Origin of the sequence: Flavobacterium cellulosilyticum (assembly GCF_004349355.1) — a bacterium.
Classification (GTDB): domain Bacteria; phylum Bacteroidota; class Bacteroidia; order Flavobacteriales; family Flavobacteriaceae; genus Flavobacterium; species Flavobacterium cellulosilyticum.
In genome coordinates, this window is the sequence record NZ_SMFK01000001.1 from 529,318 (window position 1) to 551,797 (window position 22,480).

Here is a 22,480-nt window from a genome sequence, read left to right on the forward strand (position 1 = left end):
AAAGTATGTTTATTTTGACTAATTCAGAAAATAATATTATTAATATTTGCAATCGGTTGTGTAAAAGTGTAGTTTTGAATTTAAATATAAATCCTACTTTTTTACAATACTACCATCTTACTGATTATCAACTAAACTTATAGATATAAACCTTATGAAAACAAAATTATTCTCATTAATTAAGCTAGTAGTACTTTTAATATTTGTCTCCTCTAATAGTCAAACTACCGCAAAGACTGATGCCAAAAATTTTGAAACATTTGCATTTTACAATCCTTCACTATCTATTGATACTAGAGTAAACGATTTAATTTCTAGACTAACATTAGAAGAAAAAGCCAATCAAATGATGCATAATACCTCCGCAATCGAAAGATTAGGTATTCTTCCTTATAGTTACTGGAACGAAGCCCTTCATGGTGTAGGTCGATCGGGCGTTGCCACTATTTTTCCACAAGCTATTGGACTCGGTGCTACCTTCGATAATGATTTGGCCTATAGGGTTTCTTCAGCAATTTCGGATGAAGCTAGAGCAATGCACAATATAGCTAAATCCAAAGGCTTTAATTTGCAGTATGATGGATTAACTTTTTGGACCCCGAATATTAATATCTTTAGAGATCCTCGCTGGGGTCGTGGCCAAGAAACCTATGGTGAAGATCCGTTCTTGACGGCTACAATTGGGACTGCTTTTGTAAAAGGCTTGCAAGGAAATAATCCAAAATACTTAAAAACGGCTGCTTGCGCCAAACATTTTGCAGTACACAGCGGACCTGAAAAATTACGACACGAATTTAATGCAGAGGCCAGCCCAAAAGATTTGTGGGAAACTTATTTACCCGCTTTTAAGGCTCTTGTTGAAGCTGATGTCGAAGCAGTAATGTGTGCTTATAATAGTACCAATGGTGCTCCTTGTTGTTCAAATAATCATTTAATTACTGATGTTTTAAGAAATCAATGGCATTTTAAAGGGCATGTTGTGAGTGATTGCTGGGCAATTCAAGATTTTTATACTCCAAAAGGAAAAGGTGGTCACGGTGTTGTAAAAACTGAAGCCGAAGCTGCTGTATTAGCCGTAAAAAGTGGTGTCAGTCTCAATTGTGGAAATTCATATGAAGCGCTACCAGATGCTGTAAAAGAAGGCTTGATAACTGAAAAAGAAATTGACAAACAATTAGCAATATTGCTTCGAACCAGATTTAAATTAGGTTTGTTTGATCCTATGGGAAGTAACCCTTTTGATGCAATATCGTATAATGTTGTAAATAGCTCAGAGCATCGATCATTAGCGAAAGAGGTGGCTCAAAAAAGTATGGTATTGTTAAAAAATAATGGAATTTTACCCTTAAAAAATAACTTATCAAAATATTTTGTTACTGGTCCAAATGCAACTAGCATCGAAGTGCTTTTAGGAAATTATTATGGTATTAATCCCAATATGGTAACTATCTTAGAAGGAATTACCTCGGCAATCAGTCCTGAAAGTCAATTGCAATATAGATTAGGTGCTATGCTGAATCAAAAATCGATCAACCCAATAAATTATGCCACTGGGAATGCAGGAAATAGCGATGTTACAATTGTAGTATTAGGTGTTTCGAGCACGTTAGAAGGTGAAGAAGGCGATTCGATAGATTCGGATACAGCCGGTGATCGATTAAATTATGATTTACCAGAAAATCAAATAGAATACCTAAGAGATTTAAGAAAAGCTGCTGATAAAAACACTGAAGATAAAAAACCAATCATTGCAGTAATAACAGGTGGAAGTCCTATGAATCTGGCTGAAGTTCAAGAATTAGCTGATGCCGTTTTGTTAGTTTGGTACCCTGGTGAAGAAGGCGGAAATGCTGTTGCGGATATCCTTTTTGGGAAAATTTCTCCATCTGGGAAGTTACCCATAACCTTCCCAAAATCATTAGATCAATTGCCTCCTTTTGAAGATTATTCTATGAAAGGACGAACCTATAAATATATGAATGTAGATCCAATGTATCCTTTTGGGTTTGGATTGAGCTACACCAATTTTACATATGGAGAAGCAAAAGTAGCATCAACTAAAATCTCCAAAAAAGACAATCTTAAAGTGGCTGTAAATGTTACAAATTCCGGAAAAGTACCATCAGAGGAAGTGGTACAATTGTATGTTACGGATTTAAAAGCATCTGTAACAGTTCCAAATTTTCAATTAATGACTATGAAACGAATTGCTCTAAATCCTGGAGAAACAAAAGAAGTTGTTTTTGATCTTACGCCAAAAGCATTCGAAATGGTTAAAAATGATGGTTCACGAACAATAGAATCGGGTGATTTTAAAATTTATATCGGTGGTTCCAGTCCAATGAAACGTAGTTTTGAACTTGGTGCTCCAAAAATGGCAGAAAAAATAATTACAGTAAACTAATTTGATAAAAACACACATAATGAAAAGATTCAAAGTACTATTATTGGTCCTTATTTCAGTACAATCCTTTACTCTTTTGGCTCAAATTAAATTGCCTAAATTAATCAGCAATGGATTGGTATTGCAACGAAATGAAAAAATAAAAATATGGGGTTGGGCTGCTCCAAAAGAACAAATCAAATTAGAATTTAAATCTAAAACCTATACTACATCGGCAGATGTAAAAGGTAATTGGAGTATTTTATTGCCTGCACAAAAAGCGGGTGGCCCCTATGAAATGACGTTAAAAGCAAGTAATCAAATTACATTAAAAGACATTCTTTTTGGCGATGTTTGGGTATGTTCAGGTCAATCGAATATGGAACTGCAAATGGAGCGCCTAAAGGAAAAATATTTCGAAGAAATAAAAAACTCCAAAAACAATGAAATCCGACAATTTACCGTACCCGATAAATATGATTTTAAAAGCCCTCAAAACGATGTTGACTCTGGAAATTGGGTTGCAGCGAATCCAGAAACAGTTTTAGAATTTTCAGGAGTTGCTTACTTTTTTGCGAAAAAAATTTATGAAAAAGAACATATTCCTATTGGATTAATTAATTCCGCTTTAGGAGGTTCGCCAGTAGAGTCTTGGATGAGTGATGAAGCTTTAAAAGCATTTCCTAATGCCTATGATGAAGTCCAAAAATTTAAAAACGATCAGCTTATTGCTGATATTGAAGCCAGCGATAAAAAACGAAATGACGATTGGTATGCATTAGTCAATGCAACAGATAAAGGGTTAGCGGATGAAAATCAAAAATGGAGTCAGGCCCGTTTTGATGATACAAATTGGAGCAAAATGGCTATTCCAGGATATTGGAAAGACCAATCCATTGGTAATGTAAACGGTGTAGTTTGGTTTAGAAAAGAAATAGAAATACCCGAATCGATGGCAGGCAAACCAGCTAAATTAATGCTTGGACGAATTGTAGACCAAGATTTTGTTTATGTTAATGGAGAAATGGTAGGAACAACAGGTTATCAATATCCTCCAAGAAGATATGAGGTGAAACTGGGGATTCTGAAACCAGGAAAAAACACCATTGCTATTCGAGTGATCAATAATAGTGGTAATGGAGGTTTTGTTAATGACAAGCCGTATTATTTGGCTGTGGCCAATGATACCCTAGATTTAAAAGGGGAATGGAGATACAAATTAGGAGCAGAAATGAAACCTTTGGCTGGACCAACATTTATTCGTTGGAAACCAGAAGGACTTTACAATGCCATGATTGCTCCTTTATTAAATTTAAAAATCAAAGGGGTGATTTGGTATCAAGGAGAATCTAATACCGGAAATCCAACTGGATATACTCAATTATTTACTACTATGATAAACGATTGGAGATCCAAATGGAATCAAGGCAATTTCCCTTTTTTATATGTTCAACTAGCCAATTATATGGACCACCATCCCAATCCTATAGAAAGTAATTGGGCCGCTTTGCGACAAGCACAATTAGAATCACTTCGAGTACCAAATACGGGAATGGCCGTAACAATAGATATCGGAGAATGGAATGATATTCATCCATTAAATAAAGAAGCTGTTGGAAACCGTTTGGCTTTTTTAGCCCGAAAACTTGCCTATGGGGATGCCAACGTTGTTGAATTAAGTCCAATTCCTTTGAGTACTGAATTCAAATCGGACAAAGTAATTGTTACTTTTAAAAATGTAGATGGCGGATTGATTGCAAAAAATGGATCTGAACTAAAATCTTTTGCTATTTCTAATGATGGCAAAAACTTTGTATGGGCAAATGCCAAAATTGTAGGCAAAACAGTGGAAGTTTGGAATGACAAAATAGATAATCCAACGAATGTAAGGTATGCTTGGGATGAAAATCCGGTCGAAGCTAATTTGTTTTCTAAGGAACGACTTCCAACAACTCCATTTGAAGTAAAAAAGAAATAATAAAATGGTTAAATCTTATCTAAAATAGCGTTCCATTATATTTTTTTTGAAGATTCACGAACAAGAACCTCGGTATTTAAAAAAGTAATTTCTTTAATCTCGTGCCTTTTGAGTGATTTTAAATTTTTCAAAATAATTTCTGCAGAAGCTTTTCCCATTTTTGATGCAGGATGGGTTATTGTAGACAAATTAGGTTCAATTATATGTGAAATAGGGTCGTTATTAAAACCGATAACGGCCAATTCTTCAGGTATTTTAATACCTCTTTTTTTAGCGGTTTGTATTGCACTTACGCCAATAATATCCCCTGAAGCAAAAATTCCATCGGGCGGATTCGGCAAGTCAAATAGAATATTACTTTCCCTCTCCCCTTCTTCATAAGAAACCGATTTTAAATTGACGATTAATTCTTCCTCTATAGGTAAATTAAAATCCTTTAATGCATCTTTATACCCTCTTTTCCTTTCACTATATAAATTTCCAAACTCAGAACCTGCGGTAAGATGTGCAATTCGAGTACAACCTTGTTCTATAAGATGTTTTGTTGCTTTATATCCAGCGGCATAATTGTCTATTATAACACGAAAAGTATTGAAATCTTTTGGTACCCTATCGACAAAAACTAATGGAATATTACTGGTTACAAATTGCTGAAAATGGGATGTATCACGGGTTTCCATTGATAATGAACATATAACTCCGCTAACTCGACTGCTGTATAAGGATTTAGCCATACTTACTTCCTCTTTATACGAGTCATGGGATTGCATTATAATTACATTGTATCCAGATTTTCGGGCTGTTATCTCTATTCCACTAATCAATGAGGAAAGAAAGGGTTGGGTAACTGTTGGAATTAATACTCCAATAGTATTCGATTTGTTTCCTCGCAAACCAGCAGCCAAAGTATTAGGGACATAGCCCATTTCTTCTGCAGTCTTTTTTACTTTTTTTATTGTTTTAGCACTAATTGTTGGATGATCTTTTAAAGCTCTTGAAATTGTTGAGGTGGCAAGATTTAATTTTTCAGCAATGTCATAGATCGTTATATCCTTATTTTCTTCCATAATTTAAAAACTGAGTAAGTAACAAATATACATTTTTTTAATAAATAGCATTCTGATTACTCCCTAAAATAAAATTGTACTTTACTAAAAAAATAATATATTTGAAATTGAAAATTATTCCTAAAAAATCATCGTATGTCAATATTCATTTCAAAATGCTTAAAAACATTTTCTGTACTTATTTTACTGACTTCAACATTTTCATGTAAAAAAATTTTCCAAAAAACACAACCGATTGCGTATTCTGAATATGCGGCTTTTGATTGGTTTGAATATCAAGGAAAAGATGCTGTCTTTAAATCTATCTCAAAATCAGATGATGAATATCTTAATCCAATTTTAGCGGGTTTCTATCCTGATCCAAGTATTTGCAGTGCTAATGGTAAGTATTATTTAATTACCTCTTCATTTGTCTATTTCCCGGGACTTCCAATTTTTGAAAGTGTTGATTTAGTCAATTGGAAACAAATAGGTCATGTGATAGATCGTAAAGAGCAAGCTGATTTTTCTGGAGCGGGTGTTTCCGAAGGGTTGTATGCACCAACAATCCGTTATAACAAAGGACAATTTTATGTTATTTGTACTAATGTGAGTGGAGATGGTAATTTTATAGTTACTGCGACAAATCCTGCAGGTCCATGGTCTGACCCTATTGTTATTCCAGGAGTTAATGGTATTGATCCCGATATTTTCTTTGATGAAGACGGCAAAGTGTACATTACGCATAATGGCCCACCACCCAACAATATTTCGATACATAATGGACATAGAGCCATCTATATGTTTGAGTATGATCTAAAGAATCATACCATTGCAAGCGAATCAAAACTTATTGTGAACGGCGGGACTGATATGGCTATAAAACCAGTTTGGATTGAAGCCCCGCATATTATAAAAAAAGACCAATATTATTATTTGATTTGTGCACAAGGAGGAACTGCCTATGAACATTCTGAAGTGGTATTTAGAAGTAAAAATGTGTACGGTCCCTATTTGAGTTATGAGCATAATCCAATATTGACGCAAACATTTCTAGACCCCAATAGAAAAAACGAAATCTCAACTTCAGGTCATGCTGATTTTGTTCAATTACCTAATGGTGATTGGTGGTCCGTGTTTTTAGCTTGTAGACCTTACGGAATGGAATTGTACAATACCGGCAGAGAAACATTCATGATGCCTGTAGAATGGAAAGAAGGTTGGCCTACAATTGTTGATGGGAAAAAACCATTGCCTTTTGTGAACAAAAAACCAAATTTGTCTCCTTCTAAAGAAAACATTGCTCCAACTACTGGAAATTTTGTTTCACACGATGATTTTAATAATAATCAACTTGATTATATATGGAATTTTATCCGAACTCCTTTGGAGAAATGGTATGAATTAAGTGGTGGCAAACTATATATTAAACCACGTAAGGAATCCATTCATACTGAAACTAATTTTTCATTTATTGGAAGAAGACAACAACATTTGCAATTTGAAGCTTCTACGAAGTTGAATTATACTTTGACAAATACATTACAAACTGCAGGATTGGTGGCTTTTCAAAACGAAAAACAATATTTATTGCTCGGTAAACGTATCAATTCTGAAGGTAAAACAGAGGTATATCTTGAAGAAACAGCCGCAACTGTAAATGCTGGAAAATCAATTATTCTCGCAAAACAAGAATTAAAGGATACATCGAAAGACTTGTTTTTGAAAATTGAAGGAAAAACCCGTTACTATGATTTTTATTATAAGACAACCGAAAAAGGAGAATGGTTGCTATTAGCGAAAGACATTGATGCTGTGATACTAAGCACCAAAGAAGCCAAAGGTTTTGTTGGAACATATATAGCAATGTATGCATCATTAAATCATTTTGGAGAAAAATAAATAATGAACAATTTTTCTCCAAAAAGTTTTAAAATTTTTTAAAAAATATTTTTTCATATCAAAAAAATATATAATTTAGCAGAATGGAACAGAACAGTACGGAACTTGTAAATAGAAAAAAATTTACTTTTACTATTAATCATGAAAGTGACACCCCCAAGTACCAACAATTAGTTGATTCTATACATAATGCTATTGCTGAAAACATCCTGAACAAAGGTGATTTATTACCTTCAGTAAATCAAATTTGTAAAACAAATCAACTGTCTAGAGATACTGTATTTAAAGCTTACTCGATTCTAAAAGATCAAAAAGCTATTGAATCAGTCCCAAACAAAGGATATTATGTAGCTGGAGAAACTAGAAAAGTACTATTGGTTTTGGATACATTCAAAGCTTATAAAGAAGTTTTGTACCATTCTTTTGTCAATAATTTACCTGACAATATTATAACCGATGTACAATTCCACCATTATAATGTTGAAAATTTTAAAACCATTATCAACAATAGTATTGGCAAATATTATAAATATGTTGTCATGAATTTTGATCATAAAGAAGTGGCTTCAGCATTGAACCCAATTTCAAATGACAAGTTGCTATTAATTGATTGGAATATTCACTCAAAAGCTAAAAATAATTATGTTTTTCAGGACTTTGGAAAAGCTTTTTATGAATCTTTAAAAGGTGCTTTGGATTCCTTTAGAAAATACAAGGAAATTAATTTTGTGTATCCTAGTTACACGAATCACCCTATTGAAACAGTGACTTTTTTTAAAAAGTTTTGTGTTGATTTTAATTTAGAATTTGCAATTATTACCAATCCAAAACAATTTAAAATAGAAAAAAATAAGGCGTACATCAGTGTTAGCGATAGAATACTAGGTCAGTTTTTAGAGCAATGCCAAGAAAATAATTTTGAGCCTGGAACAGATGTAGGATTCTTATCTTATAACGAAACCCCGATGAAAAAATTCATTTACAAAGGCATTTCAGTTGTATCAACTGATTTCAAAGAAATGGGCACAAAAATAGCCGAGTTTGTAACAAGTGAAGAAACGATGCGATACTATGTATCGACAAATTTAATATTAAGAGATTCATTATAAATTATGTATTACATAGGATTTGACATTGGTAGTTCGTCTGTAAAAGCCGCTATCGTAGAAATTGCAACCGGAAAAAGCATTGGCGTAGTTCAAGAACCGGAAACAGAAATGGAAATGCTTGCGCTAAAGAACGGTTGGGCAGAGCAAAAACCTGAAGATTGGTGGCTACATTGTTGCAATGCAGTGACTAAACTTAAAAAGAAATACGCCATTTCTAGAACACAAATAAAAGGAATAGGTATCTCTTACCAAATGCATGGTCTTGTTTTGGTTGACAAAAATGGATCGCCTTTACGAAAATCAATCATCTGGTGCGATAGTAGAGCGGTAGCAATTGGAAACGAAGCGTTTAAATCTATTGGTGAAGAAAAATGTGTTTCGCATTTATTAAACTCTCCGGCAAATTTTACGGCATCTAAATTAAAATGGGTAAAGGAAAACGAACCAGAAATCTACAATCAGATTCATAAATTCATGTTGCCAGGTGATTATATTGCCTATAAATTATCCAATGTGATCAACACCACTATATCTGGTTTGTCCGAAGGGATTTTTTGGGATTTCAAAAATGACACCGTTGCTGATTTTCTATTAAACCACTATGGCATTGATCCTTCTTTGGTTCCAGATATTGTAGACACTTTTGGATTGCAATCTGTAGTTGATGAAAAAGGAGCATTAGAAAGTGGTTTAGCCGCTGGGACTCCAATATTTTATCGTGCTGGAGATCAACCTAATAACGCACTTTCGTTAAATGTATTTAATCCAGGTGAAGTTGCTGCAACAGGCGGAACTTCAGGAGTTGTATATGCCGTGACCGAAAGTTTATCCGGAAAAGAAAGCACCCGAGTAAACAATTTTGCTCATGTAAATTATACCAAAAACACACCAAGAATTGGAAAACTATTAAATATCAATGGGGCCGGTATTCAATACAGATGGTTGCTCAATAACTTGGCTGTTCGTTCTTATGAAGAAATGAATAATCTGGCTTCTGAAATTCCAGTAGGATCAGACGGGGTTTGTATGCTTCCCTTTGGTAATGGGGCCGAAAGAATGTTGAATAACAAAGATATTGGCACACGATTGGTCAACATTAATTTAAACAATCACAATAAAGCACATGTTTGTAGAGCTGCTTTAGAAGGTATTGCTTTTTCATTTGTTTACGGAATGGAAATCCTAAAATCCGACGGAATCGAAGTAAATGTAATGCGTGCAGGAAACGACAATTTATTTCGTTCGGAGATTTTTTCTAATACTGTGGCTACACTCATAGGACACGAAATAGAAATATACAATACAACAGGAGCAATTGGTGCCGCAAGAGCTTCTGGACTACACGAAGGAGGCTTCGAGAAATTCGGAAAATACATAACAGACAATGATCATGTTATGACTTATATGCCTTTTAAAGACAAAGAACCTTATCTAGCAGCATACCATCTGTGGAAAAAAGAATTAGAACTTATAATTAATAATAACAAATAAAGAATACCATTATGATAGTTTTAGGAAATAAAGAATATTACAAAGGAATTGGTCAAATCCAATTCGAAGGAAAAGAATCTGACAATCCGTTAGCATTCAAATACTACAATCCAGATCAAGTAGTAGCTGGTAAAACAATGCGAGAGCATTTTAGATTTGCAATAGCCTATTGGCACACCTTCTGTGGACATGGTGGAGATCCTTTTGGACCAGGAACACAACAATTTCCATGGGATCTGTCGAATGACCCTATTCAAGCTGCAAAAGACAAAGCAGATGCAGCATTTGAATTCATTACGAAAATGGGTTTTGGTCATTACTGTTTTCATGATAATGATTTGATTCAAGAAGCAGCTACTTTTGGAGAATCTGAAAGTAGATTGGCTACAATCACCGATTATTTGAAAGAAAAACAAGCGGCATCTGGAGTGAAATTGCTTTGGGGTACAGCCAATTGTTTCTCAAATCCTCGTTATATGAATGGTGCTGCTACCAATCCAGATTTTAATGTTTTAGCTAGAGCGGGTGGCCAAATAAAATTGGCTATTGATGCTACTATTGCATTAGGTGGTGAAAACTATGTGTTTTGGGGAGGACGTGAAGGATATATGTCATTGCTAAATACAGACATGGGAAGAGAATTAGATCATATGGGTCAATTTTTGACTGTTTGTAGAGATTATGCTAGAGCGCAAGGGTTTAAAGGTAATTTCTTTATCGAACCAAAACCAATGGAACCAATGAAACATCAATATGATTTTGATTCCGCTACGGCTATTGGATTTTTACGTCAATATGGATTGGAAAATGATTTCAAAATGAACATCGAAGTAAATCACGCCACTTTAGCCCAACATACCTTCCAACACGAAATTGAAACTGCAGCCAAAGCAGGAATGCTTGGAAGTTTAGATGCTAACCGAGGGGATTACCAAAACGGATGGGACACAGACCAATTTCCAAATAACATACAAGAAACTACCGAAGCAATGCTTGTTTTCTTGAAAGCTGGTGGATTACAAGGTGGTGGTATTAATTTTGATGCTAAAATCAGAAGAAACTCAACTGATATGGCTGATGTTTTCCATGCACATATTGGTGGAGCAGATACATTTGCAAGAGCGTTATTGACTGCCGATAAAATAATTACCTCTTCATCTTATGAAAAACTTAGAACTGAAAGATATAGCTCTTTTGATTCAGGAAAAGGAAAAGAATTTGAAGAAGGAAAATTAGACCTTAAAGCGCTTTATTCTATTGCACAAGACAATGGCGAACTAACACTACAAAGTGGTAAGCAAGAATTGTTTGAAAATATCATCAATCAATATATATAATCTTCTTAGAGGAGCAGCACTAGAGCCTTTTTTCAATAAACCCTCGTCCTGCTCTTCACAGTATCTTTTATCTTGTGGCAAAAATAGCCACAAGATAAAAGGATACTTTGCTCCGATCAGGGCTACAAAGTTCTTTTTTTCTCTAAAAGAACATTTATTAAACTCTTGAATGCTACTTTTTTCTAACAAACCAACCATTTTTTAAATTATGAATACAAATTCCAGTTATTTATGGAAGTTAACCTTAGTGGCAACCTTAGGAGGGCTTTTATTTGGATATGATACTGCAGTAATTTCTGGAACTGTAAGTTCGTTAGATAAGTTTTTTGTGCTACCTTTTGGTTTAGACGAAATGGCTTCTAATGCTCGTTTAGGATTTTTAGTTTCCAGCGCCTTAATAGGATGTATTATTGGAGGTGTTTTTGGAGGATTAATAAGCAAAAAAATGGGGCGCAAAAACGGATTAGTTTTAGCAGCCATCTTATTTTTAATATCAGCTATTGGTTCTGCCATGCCAGAAATGTTAATTAAACCTATTGGTCAAGGAGATCATACTTTTATCTATGTTTTTGTACTCTATAGAATTATTGGTGGAATTGGTGTAGGATTAGCATCCATGTTATCGCCATTATATATTGCTGAAATTGCACCCGCAAAAAGCAGAGGAAAGTTGGTTTCTATGAATCAATTTGCTATTATTTTTGGTATGTTGATTGTTTATTTTGTCAATTATTATATCTCTCACCAAGGGAATTCAACTTGGTTGGATACTATTGGTTGGAGATGGATGTTTGCCTCAGAAATTATTCCAGCCACACTTTTCCTTTTCTTTTTATTTTTTGTTCCAGACACGCCAAGATCTTTAATGTTACAATCACAACCAGAAAAAGCATTGGAGGTTTTAATAAAAGTGAATGGAAAAGAGGAAGCCCATAAAATTTTAGACGAAATAAAAAATACTGTAACCCAGAAATCTGGAAAGTTATTTTCTTATGGCATTGCGATTATATTTTTTGGAGTTCTAATTTCGATTTTTCAACAATTTGTTGGGATAAATGTAGTGTTGTATTATGCTCCCGAAATTTTTAAAAGTATGGGTTCTGGAACTGATACAGCTTTGTTACAAACAATAATTGTAGGAGGAGTAAATCTATTATTTACTATAATAGCAATTCAAACAGTTGATAGAGTTGGTAGAAAACCTTTAATGATTATTGGAGCTTTAGGAATGGCTTTGGCTATGTTTGCTATAGGTACTGCCTTTTTTGTAGGTTCATTAGGCCTGTTTGCCTTAATCTGTATGTTGGTTTATGTTGCAGCTTTTGCCATGAGTTGGGGACCTGTTGCTTGGGTATTATTATCTGAGATTTTCCCAAATGATGTTAGAGGAAAAGCATTAGCAGTTGCGGTTGCAGCACAATGGATTGCTAATTACTTGGTTTCTTGGACTTTCCCGATGATGGATAAAAATAGCTATCTATTGGAGCAATTCAATCATGGTTTTACTTATTGGATTTATGGAGCAATGGGACTTTTAGCAGCCTTCTTTGTTTGGAAATACATTCCAGAAACCAAAGGAAAAACTTTAGAAGAAATGAATAATTTATGGAATGTTAATGAGATTGAAGAACCTGAATTGAATCTTGTTTCTACTTCTCAAATTTTAAAATAATAATCAAATTAAAAAACAAACGAAATGAAATTTTTTATAGACACAGCAAATTTGAATGAAATTGCCGAAGCACAAGCATTAGGAGTTTTAGATGGAGTAACAACAAATCCGTCATTAATGGCGAAAGAAGGGATAACTGGTGCAGATAATATTTTAAAACATTATGTAGCCATTTGTAACATTGTTGATGGAGATGTTTCTGCCGAAGTAATTGCAACCGATTATGAAGGAATGATTCGTCAAGGAGAAGAATTGGCAGCTTTACATCCACAGATTGTGGTAAAATTACCGATGATTGCTGCAGGGGTTAAAGCCTGTAAATATTTTTCGGATAAAGGAGTAAAGACGAATGTTACTCTTGTATTCTCAGTTGGACAAGCGCTATTAGCTGCAAAAGCAGGAGCTACTTATGTTTCTCCTTTTCTAGGAAGGTTGGATGATATTTGCACAGATGGTTTAGGATTAATTGCGGAAATTAGACAGGTATATGATAATTACGATTTTAAAACTCAAATTTTATCCGCATCAGTACGCAACACAATGCATGTAATTAATTGTGCCAAAGTAGGATCGGATGTTATGACAGGACCATTGTCTTCTATTACTGGATTGTTGAAACACCCTTTAACCGATAGCGGATTAGCGCAATTTTTAGCTGATTATCAAAAAGGAAATTAAGTATGGAAATTAGTCAATTACAAGATATAGTATCTCAAACAAGAAGAGATATTCTTAGAATGGTTCACAAAGTAAATTCAGGTCATCCTGGAGGTTCCTTGGGTTGTACCGAGTTCTTAGTTGCGTTGTATAATGAAGTGATGAATCTAAAAGAAGAATTTGAAATGAATGGAATAGGCGAAGATTTATTTTTCCTATCCAATGGACATATTTCTCCTGTTTTTTATAGTGTTTTGGCAAGAAAAGGATATTTCCCTGCCGCAGAATTGAGCACTTTTAGATTGTTAAATTCACGCTTACAAGGCCACCCTACTATTCATGACGGATTACCAGGCGTTCGTATCGCATCGGGTTCTTTAGGTCAAGGATTGTCTGTAGCCATTGGTGCCGCTCAGGCTAAAAAATTAAACGGGGATAAGAATATTGTTTTTACACTCCATGGCGATGGAGAGTTGCAGGAAGGACAAAACTGGGAAGCCATCATGTATGCTTCTGCAAAAAAAGTGGATAACCTAATTGCTACTGTCGACCATAACGGCCAGCAAATTGATGGTTCCACAAATGATGTTTTACATATGGGAAGCTTAAAAGCCAAATTTGAAGCTTTTGATTGGGATGTTCTTGAAATTAAAGAAGGAAATAATCTAGAGGCTGTAATTGCTGGAATGAAAGAAGCTAAATCTCGTACTGGTAAAGGAAAACCAGTATGTGTTATTTTGGATACCATAATGGGGAATGGAGTTGATTTTATGATGCATACTCACGCTTGGCACGGAAAAGCTCCAAATGACGATCAATTAGCAAATGGTTTAGCTCAAAACCCAGCAACTTTAGGTGATTATTAAATTAAGAATATGAAAAAATATACTAATACAGGAAGTAAAGATACCCGTTCTGGTTTTGGAGTAGGTATGACAGAATTAGGTCAAAAGAATGAAAAAGTAGTGGCTTTATGCGCTGATTTGATTGGATCATTAAAATTTGATGATTTTAAAAAGAATCACCCAGAACGATTTTTCCAAATAGGAATTGCTGAGGCGAATATGATTGGAATTGCAGCGGGTTTAACAATTGGAGGTAAAATTCCTTTTACAGGAACTTTTGCTAATTTTTCTACAGGAAGGGTGTATGACCAAATTCGTCAATCTGTTGCTTATTCTGATAAAAATGTGAAGATTTGTGCTTCACATGCAGGATTAACTTTAGGTGAAGACGGAGCTACACACCAAATTCTTGAAGACATTGGTTTAATGAAAATGTTACCTGGAATGACGGTAATCAATACTTGTGATCACAATCAGACTAAAGCAGCAACACTAGCAATTGCCGACTATCACGGACCTGTTTATTTGCGTTTTGGACGTCCAGTTGTACCTAATTTTATGCCAGCTGATGAACCTTTCATAATTGGAAAAGCCATTATGTTAAACGAAGGAACTGATGTTACAATTATCGCAACAGGACACTTAGTTTGGGAAGCTTTATTGGCTGCTGAAGCTTTAGAAAGTGAAGGAATATCGGCAGAGGTGATAAATATTCATACCATAAAACCATTGGATGAAGAAGCTATTTTAAAATCAGTGGCTAAAACAGGATGTGTAGTTACAGCCGAAGAACATAATTATTTAGGTGGATTAGGAGAAAGTGTTGCTGGTGTACTAATTAGAAACAATCCTAGACCACAGGAATTTGTTGCTGTTCAAGACAGTTTTGGCGAAAGCGGAACACCCGAACAATTAATGGAAAAATACGGACTTAATAGCGATGCAATTATAAAAGCAGCTAGAAAAGTGATTAGCAGAAAATAATCATAATAGGGTTAATTCTAAAAAAGAGAATTATGAGTGCGAAAAAAATAAATTGGGGAATTCTAGGATTAGGGAATATTGCGGATCAATTTGCTCTTGATTTGGCAATGGTTTCTAATGCAAATTTGTATGCTGTAGCGTCACGAAGTTTGGTCAAAGCAACTGCTTTTGCAAAAAAGCACAATGCAACCGTATCTTTTGAAGAGTATGATTCCCTTATCAATGACCCGAATGTAGATATTATTTATATTGCTACACCTCATGATTCACATGCGAGTCTCAGCATCCAAGCTTTAAACGCAAAAAAGCATGTGCTTTGTGAAAAACCTGTAGCCATAAATGCTAAAGACGCTATTCGAATGATTGAAGCGTCAAAAAGAAATAATTGCTTTTTTATGGAAGCGTTCTGGACCCGATTTAATCCTTCCTTTGTTGCTATTTTAGCAAAAATAAAAAAAGGTGATTTAGGAGAAATACGCTATATAAATGCTGATTTTGGCTTTATTGTAGAAAACCCCAGTGGCCGACATACCGATATCAACCTTGGTGGAGGTTCTCTTTTAGACATGGGGGTTTATCCCTTATTTTTGTCTTACATGATTTTGGGGCAACCTGAAAAAATAATGGCTTCCTCCTTGTTTTTTGACACTGGTGCAGACCAACAAACCACAATGGTATTTCACTACCCAAAAGCACAAGCTGTTTTGCAAAGTAGCTTTATAGCAAGAACTAATATGACGGCCACAATTAGTGGTACTAATGGTCGAATTGTAATTGATTCAAATTGGCACGCAGCGCAAAGCTATTCTGTTTTTAAAAATGACATCGAAACCGAATTTGTTTTGCCAACCAAGGGCAAAGGATTTACCTACGAAATTGAAGAATGTCACAATTGTATTGAAAAATGTGCAATCGAAAGTCAGATTTGGTCTCATCAAAACAGCATGGACTTAATCGAAATTGCCGATCAAGTTCGGAAACAAGCGGGAATTGTATATCCAGCTGATGCTATTTAAAAAACTTTAGTAAATCAAAGCACTAATGTCCTAGCCCAGATGGTAACGGCATCCTTTGCGGCTGGAGTTCAGCCGTAAAGATAAAGTGTACAGCTGGATAAAGCTCCTCAAAAACTTTATCGTCTTGATACTTTGGTGCTTTGATCCTTTTGGTTACTTTTGTAGCATTATTTTCTCAACTTAAATCTGTTTATAGCATGCAACTGTACAACACTTTGAGCGCAGAAGAGCGAGCCATCCTGATTGATGATGCCGGAAAACAGCGACTGACGTTGTCTTTCTATGCTTATGCGCAAATTTCAAATCCAACACAATTTCGTAACGAATTATTTCTGGCTTGGAATCCTATTGGGGTTTTGGGTAGAATTTACGTGGCTAACGAAGGCATAAACGCCCAACTTTCACTTCCTGCCGACAGTTTTTATGCGTTTAAAGACAGCATCGAAAAATATACTTTTATGCAAGGCATTCGGTTGAATATTGCCGTTGAACATGATGATCATTCCTTTTTGAAATTGACCGTAAAAGTGCGTGACAAAATTGTTGCCGATGGATTAGAAGACGAAACTTTTGATGCTACCAACATCGGAATTCACCTAAAAGCTGCAGCATTCAACGAATTACTCGAAGATCCCAATACGATTGTGGTCGATATGCGGAATCATTATGAGTCCGAAATTGGTCATTTTACCAAAGCCATAAAACCTGATGTGGACACTTTTAGAGAATCTTTGCCTATTATCGAAGAACAACTCGCCGAGCACAAACAGGACAAAAAACTATTGATGTATTGTACTGGAGGAATTCGTTGCGAAAAAGCCAGTGCCTATTTCAAACACAAAGGTTTTGAGAACGTATACCAACTTGAAGGTGGAATTATCGAATATACAAGACAAGTAAAAGCGGAAGGTTTAGAAAGTAAATTTATTGGTAAAAATTTTGTATTCGATCATCGTTTGGGTGAAAGAATTACTGATGATATCGTTTCGCAATGCCATCAATGTGGTGCAGCTTGTGATGTGCATACGAATTGCGCTAACGAAGGTTGTCATTTGCTTTTTATCCAATGTGACTCTTGCAAAACAAAAATGGAAGGTTGTTGTTCCGCAGAATGTGTGGAGGTCATCCATCTTCCAGAAGAAGAACAAAAAGCCATTAGAAGAGGAATTAAAAACGGAAATATGATTTTCAAAAAAGGAAAATCTGCTGTTTTGACTTTTAAAAATAACGAAGAAAGTCACAGCACTTTTGTTGCCGAGCAAGCAAAAGAAGTTGTTAAAAAAGAACCTAAAATTAAGAAACAATATATTGGAAAAGGAACTCACTTTTTCCCAAAACCTAGTGTTGCTCAATTTTTGATTGAGGAAAACGAAATTAAAATTGGCGATAAAATTCTTATCAAAGGAACTACTACGGGAGAACAAACATTAGTGCTGAATGAAATGTTTGTGAATGAAATTGTTGCTGACAAAGCAGTCTCTGGTGACACATGTACTTTTAAAGTGCCGTTTCGCATTCGATTATCGGATAAATTGTATTTAATCACCGTATAATTAATCAGGATTGAATCGGTAAATTTCGCTGTAAAAGATTTTCGTTAGAAAATAATTTCCGTCAAAGAAACATAGAATTTTATTCCATTCGAATCTTAAATCAACCCATCTCAAATTCAATTGTGATGGGTTTTTTAGTATAATTTTATGATTTATTGCCCATTTTACTACTTGTAACATCAAACAAAAAAATACTATCTTTACAAATTAAACGTTTTAAGAACATAAATTGCGCTTGTCGCAATACTACATATATAATTATGGCATGTACAAGTTGTTCAACTTCTGATGGTGGTGCACCTAAGGGTTGTAAAAATAATGGGACTTGCGGCACCGATAGCTGCAATAAATTAACTGTTTTCGACTGGCTTTCTAATATGAGCTTACCCAATGGAGAAGCTCCGTTTGACTGCGTAGAAATACGTTTCAAAAATGGAAGAAAAGAGTTTTACCGTAATACAGAAAAACTGACATTAAGCATGGGTGACATTGTTGCTACCGAAGCTTCTCCTGGACACGACATTGGAATTGTAACCTTAACAGGTGAATTAGTTCGCATCCAAATGAAGAAAAAAGGAGTGAATCACACCAGTGCTGATGTAGCTAAAATTTATCGAAAAGCCTCTCAAAAAGACATCGATATTTGGTCTGTAGCCCGTGATAAAGAAGAACCAATGAAAGTAAGAGCTCGTGAATTGGCTATTGCTCAAAAGCTGGAAATGAAAATTTCAGATATCGAATTTCAAGGTGACGGTTCAAAAGCTACTTTCTATTATACTGCTAATGACAGAGTCGATTTTAGACTTTTAATCAAAGATTTTGCGAAAGAATTTAGTACAAGAGTCGAGATGAAACAAGTGGGTCTTCGACAAGAAGCGGCTCGTTTAGGCGGCATTGGATCATGTGGTAGAGAATTGTGTTGTTCGACTTGGTTGACTGATTTTAGAAGTGTAAATACCTCTGCGGCTCGTTACCAACAATTGTCTTTAAATCCACAAAAACTAGCGGGACAATGCGGAAAATTAAAATGTTGCTTGAATTACGAATTGGACACCTACATGGATGCCTTGAAAGGATTTCCAAGCATGGACACCAAATTAGTTACCGAAAAAGGAGATGCAATTTGCCAAAAACAAGACATTTTCAAAGGAATGATGTGGTTCGCTTACACCAATGATTTTGCCAATTGGCATGTCCTTAAAATTGAGCAAGTCAACGAAATAATTACCGAAAACAAACTCAATAATAAAGTGGCTTCACTTGAAGATTTTGCCATTGAAATAGTGCAAGAACCCGAGAAACACTTCAATAATGCTATGGGTCAAGAAAGTTTAACCCGTTTTGATCAACCCAAGAAAAAGAAAAAAACTAATAAAAAACGCAAACCTGCTGGAGAAAATGTTATTGTAGCAAACAAAAACAATCCAAACCTTAATTCGGATACCAATCCAAATAAAAACAATACTAAAAAACCAAATAACAATTCTAAACCAATTGCTTCTGGAGAAAAAAAACCTGCAGCACCTAGGAAACCAATAATTATTAAAAAAAATGAGAATAAAGAATAGTGCATTACTGCTTTTGGTTGTAATTCTTCTTTTTTCTTGTGATAAAAAAAGAGTTTTTGACCAATATCAATCCGTAGGAAATGCGTGGCATAAAGATAGTGTGGTAACATTCGATTTGCCAGAATTGGATTCCACTAAAAGGTATAATTTATTTGTAAATCTGAGAGACAATAACAATTACAAATTCAACAACCTTTTTTTAATTGTGGCCATTGAAATGCCAAATGGATTTACGAAAGTGGATACACTCGAATATCAAATGGCTAACCCTGATGGATCACTTCTAGGAGATGGTTTTTCGGACATAAAAGAAAGTAAGCTTTTTTACAAAGAGAAAGTACGATTCCGAGGAAAATATAAAGTTCACATTAAACAAGCCGTTCGTGAAAGTGGAAAAATTCCTGGCGTAACGGCTCTTGATGGAATAACAGATGTAGGATTTAGAATAGAAAAATTAGATTAAGATTGAAATATGGCTGTTCAAAAAAACAATAGTAAGGCAAAAAAATCGAATCAAGACATAACCTTTTACAAAAAGAAATTTTGGCAAGTTTTCTTTTTTGGTTTGGGTGGAATATTATTATTTTTCTTATTTGCGTCATGGGGACTTTTTGGTTCCATGCCTTCATTTGAAGATTTAGAAAATCCAGATTCCAATTTGGCCACTGAAATTATCTCTTCTGATGGCGTAGTCATTGGAAAATATTTTCAAACCAATCGTTCGCAATTAAAATACTCCGATTTACCTAAAAATCTAGTAGAAGCACTTGTCGCTACAGAAGACGAGCGTTTTTATGAACATTCAGGAATTGATGGCAGAGGAACATTGAGAGCAATGGTAAGTCTAGGAACAAGTGGAGGAGCAAGTACTTTGACCCAACAATTAGCCAAACAATTATTCCATGGTGAAGGTTCAAAATTTTTACCTTTTAGAATCGTCCAAAAAGTAAAAGAATGGATTATCGCTATTAGACTTGAAAGACAATATACCAAAAATGAAATTTTGGCCATGTATTGCAATGTTTATGATTTTGGAAATTATTCCGTTGGAGTAAGCTCAGCAGCCAAAACTTATTTTTCTAAAGAACCTAAAGATCTAACAATTGACGAATCGGCAATATTAGTCGGAATGTTTAAAAATTCAGGTTTGTATAATCCAGTACGTAATGCTCAAGGGGTAAAAAACCGAAGAAATGTAGTACTTGCCCAAATGGAAAAAAGCCATATGATCACGGAAGGCCAAAAAGTAAAATTGCAAGCATTACCAATTACACTCCATTTTAAATTAGAAAGTCACCGAGAAGGATCAGCAACTTATTTTAGAGAATACCTGCGTGACTATATGAAAAAATGGGTGTCCGAAAATAAAAAAGCAGATGGCTCTGATTATGACATTTATAAAGATGGATTAAAAATTTACACTACCATCGATTCTAGAATGCAATTACACGCTGAAGAGGCTGTCTCTAAGCATATGGCCAACCTTCAACAACAATTTTTTATTGATCAAAAAAACAATAAAAATGCTCCATTTGTAAACATTTCAGATGTTGAAACCCAACGTATCTTGAAACAAGCCATGAAATCATCCAATCGATGGACCGTTTTAAAAAATCAAGATAAAAGTGATGACGAAATAATAGCTTCATTCAGTCAAAAAGTAAAAATGAATGTTTTCACTTGGAAAGGTGAAAAAGACACCATTATGACTCCATTGGATTCCATTCGTTATTACAAACATTTCTTGCAATCTGGAATTATGGCTATGGAACCTCAAACAGGTGCTATCAAAGCTTGGGTAGGTGGCATCAATTATAAATATTTTCAATACGATCACGTAGGTCAAGGCGCCAGACAAGTAGGTTCTACTTTTAAACCGTTTGTCTATGCAACAGCTATCGAACAATTAGGAATGTCTCCATGTGATACCATTGTTGATGGACCTTTTATAATTCGTAAAGGACGTCATCATGTTACAGCCGATTGGGAACCAAGAAATTCCGATAATAAATACCGTGGAATGGTAACTTTAAAACAAGGCTTAGCACATTCCATCAACACTATTTCAGCAAAACTAATCGACAAAACAGGCCCAGAAGCTGTAGTAGAGTTGACTCATAAATTAGGTGTGAAATCTGAAATTCCTGTACAGCCATCAATTGCTCTAGGAGCAGTAGATATTACTGTCGAAGATATGGTAGCCGCTTATGGTACCTTCGCCAATCAAGGGGTTTATGTAAAACCTCAATTTATTTCCCGTATCGAAGATAAAAGTGGTGTAATAATCTACGAACCTATTCCAGAATCACACGATGTACTTAGCAAAGACATTGCCTTTGCAGTTATCAAATTACTCGAAGGAGTTACTGAAACTGGTTCAGGAGTACGATTAAGAACCTCCGGTGGCGGAAGTGGTGATAATCGCTGGACAGGCTATCCTTATATGTTCACCAACCCAATAGCAGGAAAAACAGGTACAACACAAAACCAATCCGATGGTTGGTTTATGGGTATGGTTCCAAATCTTGTAACTGGAGTTTGGGTAGGTTGTGAAGACCGATCAGCACGTTTCAGATCTATAACTTATGGTCAAGGTGCAACTGCAGCATTACCTATTTGGGGCTATTTCATGAAATTATGCTATGAAGACGAAAATCTTAAAGTTTCAAAAACAGATTTCGACAGACCAGCAAATCTATCCATAAAAGTGGATTGTTATGTTGCACCAAAAGTAAAAGACTCCACGGCCACTCATGATACCGAAGAATTTGAATTTTAGTTCCCAACTAGAGAAACTTTAAACTTTATTGTGCTTTAATTTTTGTTTTTAGGCGCTTTTTACTGCTGTACGCTAAATTCCCGATAATCAAAAACTACGGCTAAAAAGCCTTGTTTTTCTAAATCGGGAGATGCCGCTTCCATCAGGGCATTTGTTCCCA

16 protein-coding genes are annotated in these 22,480 nt (G+C 35.0%); 15 read left to right on the plus strand and 1 reads right to left on the minus strand.

Going from position 1 to position 22,480, the window contains the following annotated elements:
- Positions 1 to 154 precede the first annotated feature (154 nt).
- Complete coding sequence (locus E0F76_RS01990) at positions 155 to 2,404, plus strand: glycoside hydrolase family 3 C-terminal domain-containing protein (protein ID WP_132000734.1); 2,250 nt, start codon at positions 155 to 157, stop codon at positions 2,402 to 2,404.
- A gap of 19 nt (positions 2,405 to 2,423) precedes the next feature.
- Complete coding sequence (locus E0F76_RS01995) at positions 2,424 to 4,361, plus strand: sialate O-acetylesterase (RefSeq protein ID WP_132000736.1); 1,938 nt, start codon at positions 2,424 to 2,426, stop codon at positions 4,359 to 4,361.
- Positions 4,362 to 4,396: 35 nt separating this feature from the next.
- On the opposite strand, the gene E0F76_RS02000 is transcribed toward E0F76_RS01995, so the two are convergent.
- A complete protein-coding gene (locus E0F76_RS02000; protein ID WP_132000738.1) occupies positions 4,397 to 5,428 on the minus strand; it encodes a LacI family DNA-binding transcriptional regulator in 1,032 nt (343 codons plus the stop codon).
- Between the two features lie 135 nt (positions 5,429 to 5,563).
- Between E0F76_RS02000 and E0F76_RS02005 the strand changes: the two genes are divergently transcribed.
- The 13 genes from E0F76_RS02005 (at position 5,564) to E0F76_RS02065 (ending at position 22,320) form a co-directional block, all read left to right on the plus strand.
- The gene (locus E0F76_RS02005) at positions 5,564 to 7,309 is read left to right on the plus strand and encodes a glycoside hydrolase family 43 protein (protein WP_132000740.1); all 1,746 of its coding nucleotides are present in this window, start codon (positions 5,564 to 5,566) and stop codon (positions 7,307 to 7,309) included.
- A gap of 83 nt (positions 7,310 to 7,392) precedes the next feature.
- Positions 7,393 to 8,418, plus strand: coding sequence for a GntR family transcriptional regulator (locus E0F76_RS02010; protein WP_132000742.1), 1,026 nt, complete (start codon positions 7,393 to 7,395; stop codon positions 8,416 to 8,418).
- Between the two features lie 3 nt (positions 8,419 to 8,421).
- Positions 8,422 to 9,909, plus strand: coding sequence for a xylulokinase (locus tag E0F76_RS02015; protein WP_132000744.1), 1,488 nt, complete (start codon positions 8,422 to 8,424; stop codon positions 9,907 to 9,909).
- A gap of 11 nt (positions 9,910 to 9,920) precedes the next feature.
- Positions 9,921 to 11,246 (plus strand): xylose isomerase, encoded by a 1,326-nt coding sequence (gene xylA, locus E0F76_RS02020; RefSeq protein ID WP_132000746.1) that lies wholly within the window; start codon positions 9,921 to 9,923, stop codon positions 11,244 to 11,246.
- 208 nt (positions 11,247 to 11,454) lie between these two features.
- The gene (gene xylE / locus E0F76_RS02025) at positions 11,455 to 12,918 is read left to right on the plus strand and encodes a D-xylose transporter XylE (RefSeq protein WP_132000748.1); all 1,464 of its coding nucleotides are present in this window, start codon (positions 11,455 to 11,457) and stop codon (positions 12,916 to 12,918) included.
- 24 nt (positions 12,919 to 12,942) lie between these two features.
- Complete coding sequence (gene fsa / locus E0F76_RS02030; RefSeq protein WP_132000750.1) at positions 12,943 to 13,596, plus strand: fructose-6-phosphate aldolase; 654 nt, start codon at positions 12,943 to 12,945, stop codon at positions 13,594 to 13,596.
- 2 nt (positions 13,597 to 13,598) lie between these two features.
- Positions 13,599 to 14,441 carry a transketolase gene (locus tag E0F76_RS02035; RefSeq protein ID WP_132000752.1) on the plus strand — a complete coding sequence of 281 codons (843 nt, stop codon included), beginning with the start codon at positions 13,599 to 13,601 and terminating at the stop codon, positions 14,439 to 14,441.
- 9 nt (positions 14,442 to 14,450) lie between these two features.
- Positions 14,451 to 15,404, plus strand: coding sequence for a transketolase family protein (locus E0F76_RS02040; RefSeq protein WP_132000754.1), 954 nt, complete (start codon positions 14,451 to 14,453; stop codon positions 15,402 to 15,404).
- A 32-nt stretch (positions 15,405 to 15,436) separates the two neighbouring features.
- The gene (locus tag E0F76_RS02045; RefSeq protein ID WP_132000756.1) at positions 15,437 to 16,420 is read left to right on the plus strand and encodes a Gfo/Idh/MocA family protein; all 984 of its coding nucleotides are present in this window, start codon (positions 15,437 to 15,439) and stop codon (positions 16,418 to 16,420) included.
- Positions 16,421 to 16,617: 197 nt separating this feature from the next.
- Positions 16,618 to 17,973 (plus strand): oxygen-dependent tRNA uridine(34) hydroxylase TrhO, encoded by a 1,356-nt coding sequence (gene trhO / locus E0F76_RS02050; protein WP_132000758.1) that lies wholly within the window; start codon positions 16,618 to 16,620, stop codon positions 17,971 to 17,973.
- 260 nt (positions 17,974 to 18,233) lie between these two features.
- Positions 18,234 to 19,541, plus strand: coding sequence for a PSP1 domain-containing protein (locus E0F76_RS02055; protein WP_132000760.1), 1,308 nt, complete (start codon positions 18,234 to 18,236; stop codon positions 19,539 to 19,541).
- Positions 19,525 to 20,004, plus strand: a complete 480-nt coding sequence (locus tag E0F76_RS02060; protein ID WP_132000762.1) for a gliding motility lipoprotein GldH — start codon at positions 19,525 to 19,527, stop codon at positions 20,002 to 20,004. The genes E0F76_RS02055 and E0F76_RS02060 overlap by 17 nt, the downstream gene beginning before the upstream one ends.
- 9 nt (positions 20,005 to 20,013) lie before the next feature.
- Positions 20,014 to 22,320, plus strand: coding sequence for a penicillin-binding protein 1A (locus tag E0F76_RS02065; RefSeq protein WP_132000764.1), 2,307 nt, complete (start codon positions 20,014 to 20,016; stop codon positions 22,318 to 22,320).
- The last annotated feature ends 160 nt before the right edge of the window (positions 22,321 to 22,480 follow it).

Bases quoted from the DNA above. Each gene is read 5' to 3' on its own strand.
- E0F76_RS01990 (WP_132000734.1), top strand. From the start codon at position 155: ATGAAAACAAAATTATTCTCATTAATTAAGCTAGTAGTACTTTTAATA.
- E0F76_RS01995 (WP_132000736.1), top strand. From the start codon at position 2,424: ATGAAAAGATTCAAAGTACTATTATTGGTCCTTATTTCAGTACAATCC.
- E0F76_RS02000 (WP_132000738.1), bottom strand. From the start codon at position 5,428: ATGGAAGAAAATAAGGATATAACGATCTATGACATTGCTGAAAAATTA.
- E0F76_RS02005 (WP_132000740.1), top strand. From the start codon at position 5,564: ATGTCAATATTCATTTCAAAATGCTTAAAAACATTTTCTGTACTTATT.
- E0F76_RS02010 (WP_132000742.1), top strand. From the start codon at position 7,393: ATGGAACAGAACAGTACGGAACTTGTAAATAGAAAAAAATTTACTTTT.
- E0F76_RS02015 (WP_132000744.1), top strand. From the start codon at position 8,422: ATGTATTACATAGGATTTGACATTGGTAGTTCGTCTGTAAAAGCCGCT.
- xylA (WP_132000746.1), top strand. From the start codon at position 9,921: ATGATAGTTTTAGGAAATAAAGAATATTACAAAGGAATTGGTCAAATC.
- xylE (WP_132000748.1), top strand. From the start codon at position 11,455: ATGAATACAAATTCCAGTTATTTATGGAAGTTAACCTTAGTGGCAACC.
- fsa (WP_132000750.1), top strand. From the start codon at position 12,943: ATGAAATTTTTTATAGACACAGCAAATTTGAATGAAATTGCCGAAGCA.
- E0F76_RS02035 (WP_132000752.1), top strand. From the start codon at position 13,599: ATGGAAATTAGTCAATTACAAGATATAGTATCTCAAACAAGAAGAGAT.
- E0F76_RS02040 (WP_132000754.1), top strand. From the start codon at position 14,451: ATGAAAAAATATACTAATACAGGAAGTAAAGATACCCGTTCTGGTTTT.
- E0F76_RS02045 (WP_132000756.1), top strand. From the start codon at position 15,437: ATGAGTGCGAAAAAAATAAATTGGGGAATTCTAGGATTAGGGAATATT.
- trhO (WP_132000758.1), top strand. From the start codon at position 16,618: ATGCAACTGTACAACACTTTGAGCGCAGAAGAGCGAGCCATCCTGATT.
- E0F76_RS02055 (WP_132000760.1), top strand. From the start codon at position 18,234: ATGGCATGTACAAGTTGTTCAACTTCTGATGGTGGTGCACCTAAGGGT.
- E0F76_RS02060 (WP_132000762.1), top strand. From the start codon at position 19,525: ATGAGAATAAAGAATAGTGCATTACTGCTTTTGGTTGTAATTCTTCTT.
- E0F76_RS02065 (WP_132000764.1), top strand. From the start codon at position 20,014: ATGGCTGTTCAAAAAAACAATAGTAAGGCAAAAAAATCGAATCAAGAC.